Origin of the sequence: Maribacter sp. Asnod2-G09 (genome assembly GCF_045063795.1) — a bacterium.
Classification (GTDB): domain Bacteria; phylum Bacteroidota; class Bacteroidia; order Flavobacteriales; family Flavobacteriaceae; genus Maribacter.
The window spans coordinates 379,563-394,783 of the sequence record NZ_JBEFOA010000003.1; the positions used below are offsets into that span (position 1 = coordinate 379,563).

Consider the following 15,221-nt stretch of genomic DNA (forward strand, 5'->3'; position numbering starts at 1 on the left):
ACTGAATATGTGGTTTAAAGAATTGACAGGATTTGATGAAGTATCACCCGAAAATGTACGTGATCATATGACTATTGACGGAGAGCATTTGATTTCTAAAATCAATAACAAATCCTATCAATTTGGATCCCTAGAGGTTGTTTCCTTAGAGCAATTAAGAGATCTGAAAACCAACAATGACAGTACTGGTAAAATAAAGGTGTCTGAAGTGGTTGCCGATATTCAAGACTTACATGCCGACCCTAGAAATGAGCACGCGTTATTTCAAGCTGCTTCTCAGTTCAATTTATTAGAAATGGTCGGTCCCGAGGTTTCGCCTAATGCGGGTGTTGGTATTTACGAAAATGACTTTACCCAAGGTCCCGCTTGTGCCATCGCTTGCGGTGCAGGTACAATTTACAGAAACTATTTTGCTCCGGTTAACGATCAAATCGGGCAAACAGGTGCATATCAGATCGATTGTTTAGATGGGATCGGTAAAGAGCTTAATAATGAGGAGCTCCAATTGTGGAAAATGACGAATGGTTATGCTGTTTTGAGTCAAGAAGGCTTGCTCAGCATTAATAAGCAATTAGGAAGCTTTAATGATGCCCAAAGAGAATTTCTGAAGAGTAAGCTAAAAGTAGGTACGCAATGGAATACAGAAGTTACCCTGACGGATAAAAAACAAATAGTATCTCAAATTTATTGTTCTGCTTTGCCCGTAGCATATTCGCATATCGAATCTTATTATTGGGAGAATTTTGCAAGAATAATTTTAGAAGCAACCTATGAAGCTACGTTACACACAGCACTGATAAACCTTAAAAATAACAAGTCAAATAAAGTATTTTTGACCTTAGTAGGGGGTGGGGCATTTGGTAATGATTTAGATTGGATACTAGAATCATTGTTCAAAGCATTAGAGAAATTTAAGAATTCGCCGTTAGATGTGAGTATCGTAAGTTACGGCAGCTCAAACCATATATTGAAACAAGAAATAGAGAATTTCAACAGAAAGAATTAGCATATGAAATACGAAATAAAAAAGTTTAACGACGGACAAGTAACTGCTAAAATAATTGAAAGCGGAGATATTCATATTAAAATTAGAGGGAACAGTTATGAAGATTTATTCAGAGCTGCTGCTATCAAAGAAGCCTGGGATGCTGAAAATGCGACTAATAAAACAGCCATAGCTAAACTCACTATATTTTGCCTAATTGGGCAACGATCAGATAGACGATTTAATAAAGGTGAATCATTCGATTTAAAAATTATTTGTAAGTTCATCAACGATATGAAGTTTGACTCCGTTGCCATATTACACCCACATAGTCCCATTTCATTGGCATTAATTGATAATGCAGAGAAAATATCTCATGTAGATTATGTTGAAAAAGCCTTTAATGAAATTGGAAATCCGGTATTGGTGAGTCCCGATGCTGGCGCGTATAAAACCACCCATGAAATTGCCGAAAAACTGAATGCCGATTTGGTGCCTTCTAACAAAGTTAGAATAGATGGTGCTCCAGTAATTAGTATACAAGGTGATGTCAAAGGTAAAGAATGTTTAATTGTAGACGATTTAGCCGATGGCGGTAGAACATTCAAATTCTTAGCGGAAGCGTTGAAAAAGCAAGGTGCCGCAAAGGTGTACCTATATGTAACTCACGCACAATTTAACTACGGATTTGATGAATTAAAAGAAACCATTGACCATGTCTATTGCACCAATAGCTATAAAGATATTGATGATGAATTTGTAACGCAATTCAAGTTAGAAGGGTTGTAAAGTTCTACATAATAGTAAAATGAAAAATAGCGCAGTAATGCGCTATTTTTTATATCTATATTTTTATAAAAAACCTATCATGTATGTGGAAAATATGATTTGTCAAGATATTTAACATAATATATTTATATAGAATTTTATTTATTAGTTCCTTCTGTTTTTGTAATTACTTACTTGTTAAATCAAATTATATTTGATAATATCACGGAATTGGAAAATATTCTTTTTAAAATAAGTTTTAGCTTAATTATTTACATCTAAATAATTTAAATAACAGATTATTTGCATTCAATATTTTTTTTCAGTTGACAAAATAGTTCATATGACTTAATAAAAAAGCCTAATAACGAAGATGTTGAATATAAAGCAATTGTTTTTTTTCAATAAATTATATTACCAACTTAGAGAGTAGCACTAATCGTAACAGAAGAATTGTAGCATAGTATCAAAACAGAAAACTTTGTAATAAATCACTAGGTTAGATTCAAATATGAACATGAATAAATTACTAATTATTTTAATATTTGGTTTAGTACAAATGTCTTATGGGCAACGCGCATTTGCAACATCTGTTGGTTTATCAGCCGGATACACTGAGGATGGATATGCCGCTCTGTTCAACTACAATTATCATAAAGGTCGAAGCAGCTATATTCATGTAGGGCTATTTGCATCTTTCTCCAAAGACAAAGAAACTGTTGGTTACGAAATACCTTATAATATATTTAATATTCAACCTGGTTATTACTATAAAATTATAGAAACACAAGGCTTTAAGCCTGTTAGCCTATTTATAGGTGCTGGTGGAATGCTAGGTTATGAAATATTAAATAATGGAAATAATGAGCTACCTAACGGAGCATTAATTAACGCCAGAAGTCAATTTCTATATGGCGGTTTTGCTGGTCTTGAGCTTGATTATGCTTTTAGCGATAATTGGTCTTTGGTAGCAAAAGCAAATGAGTATTACAATATAAATTCTGACGTAGGTAATTGGTATCCTTATTTCGGTGTCGGTTTACGTTACTTTTTATATTAGCAAACACTATCATCCCACTATATGAAGCAAAAATTACAATTATTTGCCTGTTTAGGTATTCTACTTTTAGGCTGTACGAAAGATTTTGGAGATATAATTATTGATACGTTCGATTTTACTTTTGAAGGAACGAATGAAAACACAGGGTTTGTATATCAAGAACTAACAACCACATTTGATATCATCTTTAGCAGACAAATTGATGGAGCCAAATTTTTCTTTGACTATGAAATATTAGAAGGAGAAGGGTATTTTGAAGATACTGACGGGAATCGTTATGATGGCGGAGAAATAGAACTTGAAAAATTAAACTTTGAATATAAATATGTGCCTACTATTATAGGTAAACATCGTATTTTGTTTAAGGCTTTAGATTACAAAAAAAATCAAAAAGAAGTAGAACTTGAATATATAATAGATTACGCACCATTTACTGTTTTACTCAATAATGTGTCAAACCGATACATTATTAATAGAGAAAATACGATTGAACTTACCATGCTAAGTGAAAATCCGGCTTTAGCATTAGAGAAAGATTATAAAGTAACTTATAGTATAGATGGTGGTACAGGTACAATTCGCTTTAATGGAGAAGATTTAGAGGTAAATAAAGAATATTCTTTTAATAAAGGAAGTTCTGAACTTATTTACTTTCCGACTACCCTAGGCACACATACTATTACGGTAACGAGTACTTCTCCAGATGGTCTCGTCAAAGTTGTTACACTTGAAATTTTAGTAGAAAATATAGCATTTTCTATAGATGCAAATCTTGAAAATAATGAGGGTACATTAGGTGAAGATTTATTAATACTTATAACTTTAGAAACTACCGATCTTGAAGATTCCATAGATTATGAAATAGTTCATTATTATGCTGAAGAGAGTGAAGGGGCAGGAACACTTAGAAACGAAAACAAAGAGATTATTATTTCTGCTACTCCAAATAATATAGAACCAGGCACATATAATTATATATTTAATAGTAATGTAGCAGGTAGTAAGAAAATATATTTCGATATATCAGATAGTAATAATCAAATTAAAAGAGATAGTGTTAGTTTTAATTATAGGACTACACCTTTTACATTTACTGGCTCAACACAAAACAGTTCTGTCGACCTCAATCAATCGGTTCCCATAGATTTTGTTCTTTCTTCTGTTGGCGGAGATAACCTCGAATATTCTTTTACATATAATAGGGAAGATGGCAATGGAAATCTCTCTGATGTTTCAGGAAACATAATTGCACCTAATACAAGTATAAATGTAGTTCCTGGTGATTTCTCTTATAATTACACACCCACAACCTTAGGTGAACAGCAATTAACATTTACGGTAACAGACAATTTTGGTCAAGAGAATGTGACATTAATCTCATTTTCAATAGTAAGTAGTTTTGATTTTAGTACTTCTTTCGAAAAGAACACTTATACCTTAGATGAAAATGCGCAAATTAATTTTAGCGTAATAGGCAGCGGTAATTATACCGGAACTTATGATAATAATAATGAAGGAGTGCTAACTTACAATGGTAACAGCTATGCCCCTGGTGCTACATTCAATATTTCTACTGGAAATACAGTAGCAAGTTATCAGGGCTTTTCTGAAAGTGAACATATTTTAGACATTACTGTTACTTCCAATTTAGGAGAAACAAGAACAGGGTCAGTCAATGCAACATTTAATGCCGAGCCAGAAGATGATAATTTGACCTTTTCTGTAATGGAAGAAATTAGTGATTTATTAGTAGGTGAAAACACAAATATTAATTTCACCCTTGTAGGCAATGATACATACACCGCAACCTATTCAAATACAAACACAGGATCATTTGTTTATGAAGGAGTTACTATAGTACCAGGTCAGAATTTTGTAGTTGCTATTGGTAATTCAAATGGTATTTATAATGGGGCAGCAGTAGGTGTGCATGATTTGGTTTTTACGGTTACATCAAGTAGAGATATTTCAGCTTCAGATGATGTATCATTAAATTATCTAAGCTCAATAGACAACTCTTTGACTTTTTCATCGGTACCTGTTTCTTCATCTGCGGAAACTAATGCGAGTGTAAGTATTAATTTCAATTTAAACGGAAATGAAAGCTATAGCGCCTCATATAGTAATACAAGCGAAGGAAGTCTTTTCTACAATGAAAATATTTACGAACCCGGAGAAATTTTCGATATTTTAATTGGTTCAACTTCCGCAACTTACACAGGCACATTAGAAGGTACGCATAGTTTAAACTTTACTGTTACATCAAATACTGGTGTAGTCGCTACTGATAATGCTTCTATAGAATATTCAGACAATGTAGTTACAGTTGCTGTAACTGAGGTTAATTTCAATCAACCAAATGTATCAATTGCGGAAAGCAGTTCTTCTAATCTTACCCATAGTATTTCTCCTAGTAATGCTGAAAATACCAATGTTAGTTATTCATCAAGTAATGAAGGGATAGTGACAGTAAATTCATCAGGAGAGATAACCGGTGTTTCTGAGGGTGAAGCTACCATAACTATAACCACCCAAGATGGGGAATTTACAGATACTGTTTTGGTCACCGTAACTCCAGTAGATATCGCTTTAAATTTTGAGTTAAGCGTGGCATCTGCAAGTGCCAACGTGAACAATAATGTGAACGTTCAATTCGATATATCAGGTTCTGAAACTTATACAGCTGTGTACACCAATAATAATTCGGGAATATTCGTATACAATGGGGTATCGATTGCACCAGGTACAAGCTTCGTGATTTCTACAGGTAATTCTACAGGTATCTATAATGGTACGGCTTCAGGTGATCATACTCTAAATTTTACAGTAACATCTAATTCTGGTGAAACAGCAAATAATAATGTTTCAGTACAATTCAATTCAGTTGCGATTGCTGTAACAGGGGTAAGCTTTGATAAAACCGGTCTAGACAATCTTGAGATAGAGGTAGGGGAAGCGTGGGACCTTGAACGCATAATTGCTCCGAGCAATGCAACAAATACCAATGTCACCTATTCCTCTAGCAATCCGGCTGTTGCAACGGTGCAAACATATATAGAATCTGGGTACGAACAATGGGTGATAGTCGGTGGAGTTTCACCCGGTACTACCACGATTACCGTAACTACGGAAGACGGTGGATATACCGACACATTTTTGATGACCGTGATACCTAACAATGTTGCCGTAACTGGTGTCAACATCGGGTTTCAAACACTTACAATTGATGAAAACGAAACGTTTGATCTTCCATTTAATGTACAGCCGGCTGCCGTAATGAATACGAACGTAACCTTTTCGTCTAATAATACCAACGCCGTAACCGTAGAACCTACTACAGGTGTCGTAACCGGTGTTGCCGCAGGTGAAGCTACGATTACCGTAACGACCGAAGAAGGAGGTTTTACGGATACCATTGTAATAACGGTAGAAGGGACAACTATACCAGTGACCGGAGTTAGCTTTGATAAAACCGGGCTGGAAAATCTTGAGATAGAAGTAGGCGAAGCTTGGGACCTTGAACGCATAATTGCTCCTAGCAATGCCACCAATACCAATGTCACCTATTCCTCCAGTAACCCTAGTGTTGCAACGGTGCAAACATATATAGAATCTGGGTACGAACAATGGGTGATAGTCGGCGGTGTTTGGCCCGGTACTACTACGATTACTGTAACTACGGAAGATGGTGGATATACCGACACATTTTTAATGACCGTGATACCTAACAATGTTGCTGTAACTGGTGTTAGCTTCGGATATCAAACATTAACAATAGATGAAGATGAATCCCGTGAACTTCCATTTTATGTACAGCCGGCTGCCGTAATGAATACGAACGTAACCTTTTCGTCTAACAACACCAACGCCGTAACCGTAGATCCTACCACAGGTGTCGTAACCGGTGTTGCCGCAGGTGAAGCTACGATTACCGTAACGACCGAAGAAGGAGGATTTACAGATACCATTGTAATAACGGTAGAAGGTACAACTATACCAGTGACCGGAGTTAGCTTTGATAAAACCGGGCTGGACAATCTTGAGATAGAAGTAGGCGAAGCTTGGGACCTTGAACGCATAATTGCTCCTAGCAATGCCACCAATACCAATGTCACCTATTCCTCCAGTAACCCTAGTGTTGCAACGGTGCAAACATATATAGAATCTGGGTACGAACAATGGGTGATAGTCGGCGGTGTTTGGCCCGGTACTACTACGATTACTGTAACTACGGAAGATGGTGGATATACCGACACATTTTTAATGACCGTGATACCTAACAATGTTGCTGTAACTGGTGTTAGCTTCGGATATCAAACATTAACAATAGATGAAGATGAATCCCGTGAACTTCCATTTTATGTACAGCCGGCTGCCGTAATGAATACGAACGTAACCTTTTCGTCTAACAACACCAACGCCGTAACCGTAGATCCTACCACAGGTGTCGTAACCGGTGTTACCGCAGGTGAAGCTACGATTACCGTAACTACAGAGGAAGGTGGCTTCACGGATACCATTGTAATAACGGTAGAATAAAAATAAAAAAGACATATCGAATAAAAACAAAAAACAGCTTAATTACATATAGTTACAATATAAAATAGCTAAACCTCCTCTTTATAGTTAGATTCGAAAATTCTGTATTTAAAAAGACCCACCACTACAGCGCCACCAATACTATTACCCAATAAAGCCAAAAATAGAAACCATAGGTAATCTAGAAAGCTTATATCATTAGAATGTAAAAAAGCACCAAACACCTCTATATTGCCCACAATACTGTGATGAAATCCTCCAAAACCTATCACACCAGTTATCATAATTATTAGTACAACACGAGTAAGCGAATTCATAGTACTGTTCAATAACCAGGTTAATAAACCCATTAACCATCCGGCTACAATCGCACTTGCTAATAGAACCCAAGAGCCTTCTTTGACTACATGAGTACCAATTTCTACCATGGTCTCTTCTGTAAAAAGATGAAGATGCGGAGCAAGTAACCCGATAAAAACAGCAAAAATATTACCTCCTATAATATTCCCTAATATAACTACGCCCCATACCCGAAATAATTCCCAAATGCTACGCTGACCATTTAACATGGGCAATGCCAATACAGAGGTTTGCTCAGTAAATAGGGCAGATTTACCAAGGATAACAAGTATAAACCCTACTGGGTATACGACCGCAAAAAGTTTAAAAATAATAGCAGTATCTACAGTACCGTTCAATAGATAATAAAGTGCACAGATCATAAAATAACTAAACCCAATTTCTAAGCCGGCAATAACCGCACTTAAAAACATGGCTTTATTTTTTATCTTGAAAATTTCTTCTCCTTCATGAATAACCCTGCTTAGAATAACACTGTATTCATTGCCATCTTTAATTTCTGCAGATTTCTTTTCCAGTTCTTTCTGATGGTCTTCCTGTTCTATTTCTTTATTTTCCATAAGGTAGTTAGTGGTTGGTTTTATAAGGGCAGGCTGTAATTAATACCTCTTTAAGATATTAATAAATAGCTAATTATAAGAATCTATTAAACCTTTGATGCTACGTAAATTTTACGCTTGCCAATTTTTCAAAAATACACAACGGACCTAAATATGGTTGCTCTGAATACATATTTTGATAGCTTTAAAAGAAATTTATTAATAAACTTTAAAATGAGCAGAACTCTACTACTATCCAAAGTTGGAGCGTTTAACACATAGAACCAATTCATCCCCAAAAAATTACAATTCGGTCATTCACAATTTATTTTTATACCGATTCCATATATGTTTGTATCATCAATCAAACCTAAAGGATCACATAATGGAAAATGTCAAACCAAAAGTCAGTACGAAAAAACAGATTTTTAGAATCGTATTACTCGTTAGCACATTCATTTCGTTATGGTTTGTACCGTGGATCCTTGTAAAAGCATGGATGCTACCTTTACCAAGTACGGTACAAGAGCAAGTGGATCAAACGGCAGGTTACGGATTCGACGGAGTCATAGTTTACGTCGACCAAGCGGGTAAACCACCAGCATTATATGGTGCCGGATATCATAACACAGAAAAGAAAATACCTGTTAATCCAAATGCTTTGTTCAAAATTGCGAGTATAAGCAAGTTATATGTAGCGGTTGCCATTACAAGATTAGCCTATGAAAATCGTATCGATTTAGATAAACCACTTACCGATTATTTTCCAGAACTTTTAGGTAAAATTGAAAATGCAGATAAGATTACATTGCGAATGATGGTAAAGCATAGAAGTGGCATTCCTAATTTCACCGACAATGCCGATTATTGGAAAAACCAACCGAACACCGATGTAGATGTGCTTAAATATGCATTGGATTTACCTGCGGATTTTGAACCGGATGAAGATTATGGCTATTCTAACACCAATTATCTACTGCTTTCCAGAATTATAGAGCAAGTTACAGGTGCTAGTCGCTATGACTATTTCAAAAAAGAAGTTTTAATTCCGCTTAACCTCAACAATACATATAGTTCACTTGATGACGTAAACTTAGATGATGTAATGAGTGGCTATTATGTAGGAATCGATAAAGATTTTAAAAACGAGGATAATGGTATGATGCTAGCTACTGCAGAAGATGTCGGCAAATTCGTAAGGGCATTAAACGATGGCTCTTTACTTAGCGAAGAAGAAATGGAAATCTACACGGCACTTTATGAGTTTAATCACGGTGGCTTGGCTGCTGGCTACCAATGTTTGGCAGAATACCATAAAGATATAGACGCTGTAGTGGTTCAATTTATGAACACCACAGATTTTGAAGGTTACCAATGGAATTTGCTACAAATTACCCATAGTAGAGTGGTTAAAATACTACGTAAAGCAAAATAATCATAAAAGAACATAACTATCTATAAATTAAATATTTGTAATTATATTATGTAACAACTTTAGTATTAAATCGTCTTAAATACAAATCATCAATCAATCAATCAATCAATCAATCAAATCAGTATGACAGTTTTAGTAGTAGGCGCAAGTGGCGCCACAGGTAGTCAGTTGGTAACACAACTCCTTTTGCAACAACATTCGGTAAAAGTGGTGGTACGTTCTCCAGACAAACTCCCTGAATTATGGAAAAACAATAAGCATCTTCAAATTATAACCGCAAGCATTTTAGACCTTACCGATGACGAAATGCAAGATTTGGTAAGCGATTGCCAAGCAGTGGCTTCTTGCCTTGGTCACAACTTAACTTTTAAAGGTATGTACGGGCAACCTAGAAAATTGGTTACCGATGCTACCAAACGTCTTTGCAATGCCGTTAAAGAAAACCGACTGCATACACCTACCAAGTTTGTTTTAATGAACACTACCGGTAATCGAAATCGTGATCTTTATGAACCTATTTCATTTGCCCAAAAATGTGTCATTGGTCTTTTGCGTGTGCTATTGCCACCTCATGTAGATAATGAAAAGGCTGCGGATTACTTGCGTACGCAAATTGGTCAGAAAAACAGCGCCATAGAATGGGTTGCCGTAAGACCAGACGGATTAATTAACGAAGACCAGGTAAGTGCATACGAGATTTTCCCTTCGCCCACACGTAGTGCCATATTCAATGCCGGTAAAGTAAGCCGTATTAATGTTGCCCATTTTATGGCTAGCCTTATCAATGACACTAACCTTTGGAATAAATGGAAAGGACAAATGCCGGTTATTTACAGTTCGTCACAAGCCAGTTAAATAACATTACAGTAAAATGGAAAACTTCATAAAACAGTTAGAGAAACAACATTCTGGCAAGAAGGTTCTAGTGCTTTTCTTACTCACCAACAGCGTATATGCGAATATGCTGCTAGTTACCATACCGGCAACGATGGAATTCTCTAACGGATTGCAATTATTAGATATGATGCCCGCAGGATATGATTTAGAGTATGTAAACACCCTTTTTCATACACTAGGGGATACCGGTCGTCAAATGTATCTCACCAAACAAATTCCTGTAGATATGATGTACCCATTACTCTTTGGTATTTCTTATGCAGCAGTACTGGCTTATTTCCTTTTAAAACTACCTAAATTAAACTCGAAATTCCTATACCTGTGTCTATTGCCTGTAATTGCAGGATTAGCAGATTATTTAGAAAACATAGGCATTATCTCCATGCTAAATACCTATCCAAATGTTACAGGAAGCTCTGTAAATATTACAAGTATATTTTCTGTTATTAAAAGTAGTGCTACCAGTATTTATTTTTTGACCTTAATAGTCGTTTTGATTGTACTTGGTCTCCGAAGGATGAAATCTAATAGCGAAAATTTTCACCAATAACAATAACCCAACAGCTATCAAAAGGAGGGACGCACTATGTATTACAACTCATATTATACCTCAAAAGAATAAAACAGTTGCAAAAGTATCGTATATTAAACATCCCAAATAAATATGCTTAAACTGGGCATTGCAAAAATATATATTCATCACTTTATGTAAGCAAATGCACTAAAGTCGGACTCAAATACACATAACTAACAACGCCATTTATGAAAACGATTTTCTCCTTTGTTTTAAGCTTAAGCTGCTTATATATGTTCGCACAAAAAACTATAGACTTTCCCTCTAAAGATGGTCTGCTGATTACCGCAGATTATTATGAGGTCAAAGGGAGCGAAACCTTTATACTCCTTTTTCATCAAGCAGGGTGGAGCCGCGGAGAATACAAAGAAATAGCGCCTAAATTAAACGCATTGGGTTATAGTTGCCTTGCCATTGACCAACGCTCTGGTGGTGAAGTAAATTCCGTTGTCAACCAGACCAACCAAAGAGCGGTAGCCGCAGATAAGGAAACCGAATATGTAAATGCTTTTCAAGATATCGAGGCAACCGTAGCTTATGTTAAAAAGACATATGCCCCAAAGAGAATAATTATCTGGGGCAGTTCTTACTCTTCTTCTTTAGTTCTTAAATATGCCGGTGACTATCCTGATAATATTGATGCCGCCATGGCTTTTTCACCTGGAGAGTATTTTGGTAAAGACGATTTTATAAAAAATAGTGCCGCAAACATTAAGGTACCCACGTTTATTACTTCTGCGCAAAACGAGCAAGATAATTGGGCTGCCATAAACGAAGCGATACCTACCACAACAAAAGTGTCGTATGTACCAGCAACCAAAGGAAATCATGGTTCACGGGCTTTATGGGAAAAGTTTGATGATAATGATGGTTATTGGAGCGCTGTAAAGAGCTTTTTAAAGAGTATATAGCTAAATCCTCAACGCGTAATGGGCTATTTTACATTTCCGTTTTTAGACGCTTTGCAATAATCCCCTAACGGTTTAGTATCGTTTTGTATTTGTACTACTCGAAAGTAGGAGGGAAGCACTATTTGTTACGACTCATATTTAACTTTAAAACGCTAAAAAAATAAAACAGTTGCAGTAATATTGTACTTCACATACGCTACAAAAATTTAGAAGCTTGCTAGAGAAAAGAAGACAATTACCCCAAGAACACGTAACTGATACAGAGAACTTTATCTATTGTTTAGAAGGTGTCGATGATGTAGAAAACGAAAACCTTACCGAAGCTCAACAAAGCCTCGAGCAATTAGCCATGAAATATGGTATCGCTAGTATCTATAAGACATGTGACACCATTGAAGGACTTGAAGATAGCCTTAACGCATTGGTCTTAGATGATCATAATTTTAAAGATTATGAAATTATTTACTTGGTCATGCATGGCGAAGCCAATAGCATCTGCTTAAACGATTACTATTATACGCTGCAAGAGATTGCGGAAATTTTCGAGGGACGGTTAAAAGGGAAGATCCTGCATTTTTCAAACGCCAAAATTCTAGACCTTGACGAAGAAGAAGCACAGTACTTTTTAGATATCACTAACGCAAAAGCAGTTTCGGGCTACGGGAATGCATATAACGGAGTAAGCAGCGCAAACCTAGATAAAGCTTTCTTTAATTTATTTAAAGAAGATGACGATATGTTTGAAGTCGTAGAAGAGCTGCACCAAAGACATTACAATGTCTGTAAAATGTTAGATTTTAGGCTATATTATTAGAAAAGAGCTCAAATACTATTTAAATTTTCGGGCTGCCTAATCATAAAGAAATCAACACAAGGCTCTCATTGGTTGAACCTATAAATCTTTACCACTAAATAACCGGGTTATAAAACCTCTAAAAAATAAGGCAAAGCCATATTTGCCTTTTTCTTGTTCCATACCGCGAACAGCTCGGTTTCTTGTGGTACATTATTTAATTCAATAAATTTAATTTTAGTATTGCTCTTATCTCGAAGGGAGTTCGGAACTATAGAAATTCCTAATCCGCCTTCTACCAGTTTAAAAATCGTAGGGGCGTGAATTGAACGATGCGATATTTTAGGAGCAAAGCCATGATCATTGCAAAGGGCTACGATTTGGTCATAGTACATTTGACTATTCTTGTTCGGAAACAGTATAAAGGACTCTTCTGACAATTGCGATACATTTTTAAAATTGGCTTTAGAAATCGCATGGTCCTTTGGTAATACCAAAGCAAACTTCTCTTTAAATACTGACTTAATTTCCATTGTGGGAGCAACTACATTAGAGCGTATGAACCCAATATCAATTTGTCCCGCTTCTAAAGCAGCAAGCTGTGCTGTATTACTAAGATCGTTTAAGTAGAATTCAATATTAGGGTGCGTATCAGAAAATTTCTTGATAACAGATGGCAAGTATTTTTGCATTGCAGAACCTACAAATCCGATTTTAAGCAATCCCTGTTTTCCAGAAACTGCAGATTTCCACCGTTCCATAGACAAAGCAGCCTGATTCTGTATAAGCGTAGCCTCTTGTTTAAAAATTATTCCTTCAGGACTCAAACTCACCTTTCTATTGTTGCGTATAAAGAGATTCTTGCCTAAAATAAATTCCAAGCGCTGTATCTGTTGGCTTAAGGCAGATTGTGATATATATAGTTTCTCTGCCGCCTCTCGGTAGTGTAACGTATCTGCCAATACCAAAAAGTAGTGGAGATGTCTAAATTCTAATTGATTAGTCATACTTATCAATAAACCTACAATGTTAATTGTTTATTGTTAAAATAGACAAGAACTTTGCAAAATAATTACAACTAAAAAATCTTACAATCTATTCTTAATACCTGCGTGCTATGAATTTTGAACAAAATACTTCTTTAGATAAAGTGTTAACTGCTTTGTTTCTTCCCTATAAAAAAAGTGTAACCGATGTAGAAAAAATTACCAAGGCTATGATCGATGTCAATATGATTGAATACGAAAATGAAATCGTTAACGATCATATAGCGTTTCGTACCTTAGGTGTTCCTAATTTGGGAATTTCCTCTTTTGAAAAAATATTTCTACACTACGGATATTCCCAAATGGATTCTTACTATTTTCCTGCTAAAAAACTAGACGCCTACTGGTATGCACCGCCAAGTCCCGAGTATCCTAGAATTTTTATTAGTGAGTTAAGAGTGCAAGACCTTTCTAGCCAATCGCAACGTATCATTTCAGAATACACGAATACCATCAACACCGACCCCATAGATGCTATTGATTTAGACGATGCTAAGGCGGTTGGAGAGTTTTTCTACCAACCGTTATGGAAGTTGCCAACGCTAGCCGATTTTCAAAAACTGTCAGAAGAAAGTGAATATGCAGCTTGGGTAATTTATAACCGCTATTATTTAAATCATTATACCATCAGCGTTCATAATTTGCCTTCTCCATATAATTCTCTAGAGGTATTTAATGAATTTTTAGAAGGATTGGGAATTGTACTAAATTCATCTGGCGGAAAGATCAAAACCAGTAATGACGGTTTGTTACGCCAAAGTAGTTCGGTAGCTGAAATGGTAGATGCGACCTTTGCCCATTACGAAAAAATGAAAATTTCAGGTAGTTATGTAGAATTTGCTGAGCGCTCTGTACTACCAGAATTTGAGTCTTTAGATAAAAGTGAAATTCAAAGGGAGCATAGACGAGAAGGTTTTGAAGCTGCTAATGCTGATAAAATATTTGAAAGCACCTATCTGGAGCAAACTTCTAAGAAGTAATAAATTTTAATGGTTTGCGGTTCATATTGAACATCGTATTTACATAACTTCTAACTTTTGGTAAAAAGTATACATCATTAGTTTTTCAAATCAACTTTTAAAAAATTAAAGGCTGATTTGAAAAATTTATATCAAACTAGATTAGGATGAGTTCAACCCATAAGTGCTAAATTGTATTGTTTAGTATTCAAATGGATTATTCTAGAATTTTCTACTAGGTCTTTTACTTAATAATCTTTCTACTTCTTTTTTATTCCTTAACATATTTACTATTTCCCATTAAAGTTTTTAAGCTTCTTGCCCTGTATTAATGTTTTATTCTCAGGCTCAATAA

Annotated in this window: 12 protein-coding genes; 10 read left to right on the top strand and 2 right to left on the bottom strand. The window is 35.6% G+C overall.

The window, feature by feature from the left end; translation table 11 throughout:
• Nucleotides 1-7 precede the first annotated feature (7 nt).
• From ACJJVT_RS05605 to ACJJVT_RS05620, 4 genes are all read left to right on the top strand, one after another.
• Nucleotides 8-1,006 (top strand): hypothetical protein, encoded by a 999-nt coding sequence (locus ACJJVT_RS05605; protein WP_405397129.1) that lies wholly within the window; start codon nucleotides 8-10, stop codon nucleotides 1,004-1,006.
• Nucleotides 1,007-1,009: 3 nt separating this feature from the next.
• On the top strand, nucleotides 1,010-1,774 hold the full coding sequence (locus ACJJVT_RS05610) for a phosphoribosyltransferase family protein (protein ID WP_405397130.1): 765 nt from the start codon (nucleotides 1,010-1,012) through the stop codon (nucleotides 1,772-1,774).
• Between the two features lie 496 nt (nucleotides 1,775-2,270).
• Nucleotides 2,271-2,813, top strand: coding sequence for a conjugal transfer protein TraO (locus ACJJVT_RS05615; protein ID WP_405397131.1), 543 nt, complete (start codon nucleotides 2,271-2,273; stop codon nucleotides 2,811-2,813).
• A 21-nt stretch (nucleotides 2,814-2,834) separates the two neighbouring features.
• Nucleotides 2,835-7,352 (top strand): Ig-like domain-containing protein, encoded by a 4,518-nt coding sequence (locus tag ACJJVT_RS05620; RefSeq protein ID WP_405397132.1) that lies wholly within the window; start codon nucleotides 2,835-2,837, stop codon nucleotides 7,350-7,352.
• Between the two features lie 68 nt (nucleotides 7,353-7,420).
• Here ACJJVT_RS05620 and ACJJVT_RS05625 read toward each other — a convergent pair whose 3' ends face one another.
• Complete coding sequence (locus tag ACJJVT_RS05625; RefSeq protein ID WP_405397134.1) at nucleotides 7,421-8,272, bottom strand: formate/nitrite transporter family protein; 852 nt, start codon at nucleotides 8,270-8,272, stop codon at nucleotides 7,421-7,423.
• Between the two features lie 364 nt (nucleotides 8,273-8,636).
• Between ACJJVT_RS05625 and ACJJVT_RS05630 the strand changes: the two genes are divergently transcribed.
• The 5 genes from ACJJVT_RS05630 (at nucleotide 8,637) to ACJJVT_RS05650 (ending at nucleotide 12,882) form a co-directional block, all read left to right on the top strand.
• The gene (locus ACJJVT_RS05630; protein ID WP_405397135.1) at nucleotides 8,637-9,686 is read left to right on the top strand and encodes a serine hydrolase domain-containing protein; all 1,050 of its coding nucleotides are present in this window, start codon (nucleotides 8,637-8,639) and stop codon (nucleotides 9,684-9,686) included.
• 123 nt (nucleotides 9,687-9,809) lie between these two features.
• Nucleotides 9,810-10,541: an NAD(P)-dependent oxidoreductase gene (locus ACJJVT_RS05635; RefSeq protein WP_405397137.1), complete on the top strand. Its 732-nt coding sequence runs from the start codon at nucleotides 9,810-9,812 to the stop codon at nucleotides 10,539-10,541.
• Nucleotides 10,542-10,557: 16 nt separating this feature from the next.
• Nucleotides 10,558-11,133 (top strand): hypothetical protein, encoded by a 576-nt coding sequence (locus ACJJVT_RS05640; protein WP_405397138.1) that lies wholly within the window; start codon nucleotides 10,558-10,560, stop codon nucleotides 11,131-11,133.
• 257 nt (nucleotides 11,134-11,390) lie between these two features.
• Nucleotides 11,391-12,068 (top strand): alpha/beta hydrolase, encoded by a 678-nt coding sequence (locus tag ACJJVT_RS05645; RefSeq protein WP_405397140.1) that lies wholly within the window; start codon nucleotides 11,391-11,393, stop codon nucleotides 12,066-12,068.
• Nucleotides 12,069-12,282: 214 nt separating this feature from the next.
• A complete protein-coding gene (locus ACJJVT_RS05650; RefSeq protein WP_405397141.1) occupies nucleotides 12,283-12,882 on the top strand; it encodes a DUF6642 family protein in 600 nt (199 codons plus the stop codon).
• Nucleotides 12,883-12,989: 107 nt separating this feature from the next.
• On the opposite strand, the gene ACJJVT_RS05655 is transcribed toward ACJJVT_RS05650, so the two are convergent.
• Nucleotides 12,990-13,868, bottom strand: a complete 879-nt coding sequence (locus ACJJVT_RS05655) for a LysR family transcriptional regulator (protein ID WP_405397143.1) — start codon at nucleotides 13,866-13,868, stop codon at nucleotides 12,990-12,992.
• A gap of 110 nt (nucleotides 13,869-13,978) precedes the next feature.
• On the opposite strand from ACJJVT_RS05655, the gene ACJJVT_RS05660 reads away from it, so the two are divergent.
• On the top strand, nucleotides 13,979-14,887 hold the full coding sequence (locus ACJJVT_RS05660; RefSeq protein ID WP_405397145.1) for a DUF1338 domain-containing protein: 909 nt from the start codon (nucleotides 13,979-13,981) through the stop codon (nucleotides 14,885-14,887).
• The last annotated feature ends 334 nt before the right edge of the window (nucleotides 14,888-15,221 follow it).

Excerpts from the sequence above, each read along its gene's own strand:
- ACJJVT_RS05605 (WP_405397129.1), top strand. The coding sequence starts at position 8 with ATGTGGTTTAAAGAATTGACAGGATTTGATGAAGTATCACCCGAAAAT.
- ACJJVT_RS05610 (WP_405397130.1), top strand. The coding sequence starts at position 1,010 with ATGAAATACGAAATAAAAAAGTTTAACGACGGACAAGTAACTGCTAAA.
- ACJJVT_RS05615 (WP_405397131.1), top strand. The coding sequence starts at position 2,271 with ATGAATAAATTACTAATTATTTTAATATTTGGTTTAGTACAAATGTCT.
- ACJJVT_RS05620 (WP_405397132.1), top strand. The coding sequence starts at position 2,835 with ATGAAGCAAAAATTACAATTATTTGCCTGTTTAGGTATTCTACTTTTA.
- ACJJVT_RS05625 (WP_405397134.1), bottom strand. The coding sequence starts at position 8,272 with ATGGAAAATAAAGAAATAGAACAGGAAGACCATCAGAAAGAACTGGAA.
- ACJJVT_RS05630 (WP_405397135.1), top strand. The coding sequence starts at position 8,637 with ATGGAAAATGTCAAACCAAAAGTCAGTACGAAAAAACAGATTTTTAGA.
- ACJJVT_RS05635 (WP_405397137.1), top strand. The coding sequence starts at position 9,810 with ATGACAGTTTTAGTAGTAGGCGCAAGTGGCGCCACAGGTAGTCAGTTG.
- ACJJVT_RS05640 (WP_405397138.1), top strand. The coding sequence starts at position 10,558 with ATGGAAAACTTCATAAAACAGTTAGAGAAACAACATTCTGGCAAGAAG.
- ACJJVT_RS05645 (WP_405397140.1), top strand. The coding sequence starts at position 11,391 with ATGTTCGCACAAAAAACTATAGACTTTCCCTCTAAAGATGGTCTGCTG.
- ACJJVT_RS05655 (WP_405397143.1), bottom strand. The coding sequence starts at position 13,868 with ATGACTAATCAATTAGAATTTAGACATCTCCACTACTTTTTGGTATTG.
- ACJJVT_RS05660 (WP_405397145.1), top strand. The coding sequence starts at position 13,979 with ATGAATTTTGAACAAAATACTTCTTTAGATAAAGTGTTAACTGCTTTG.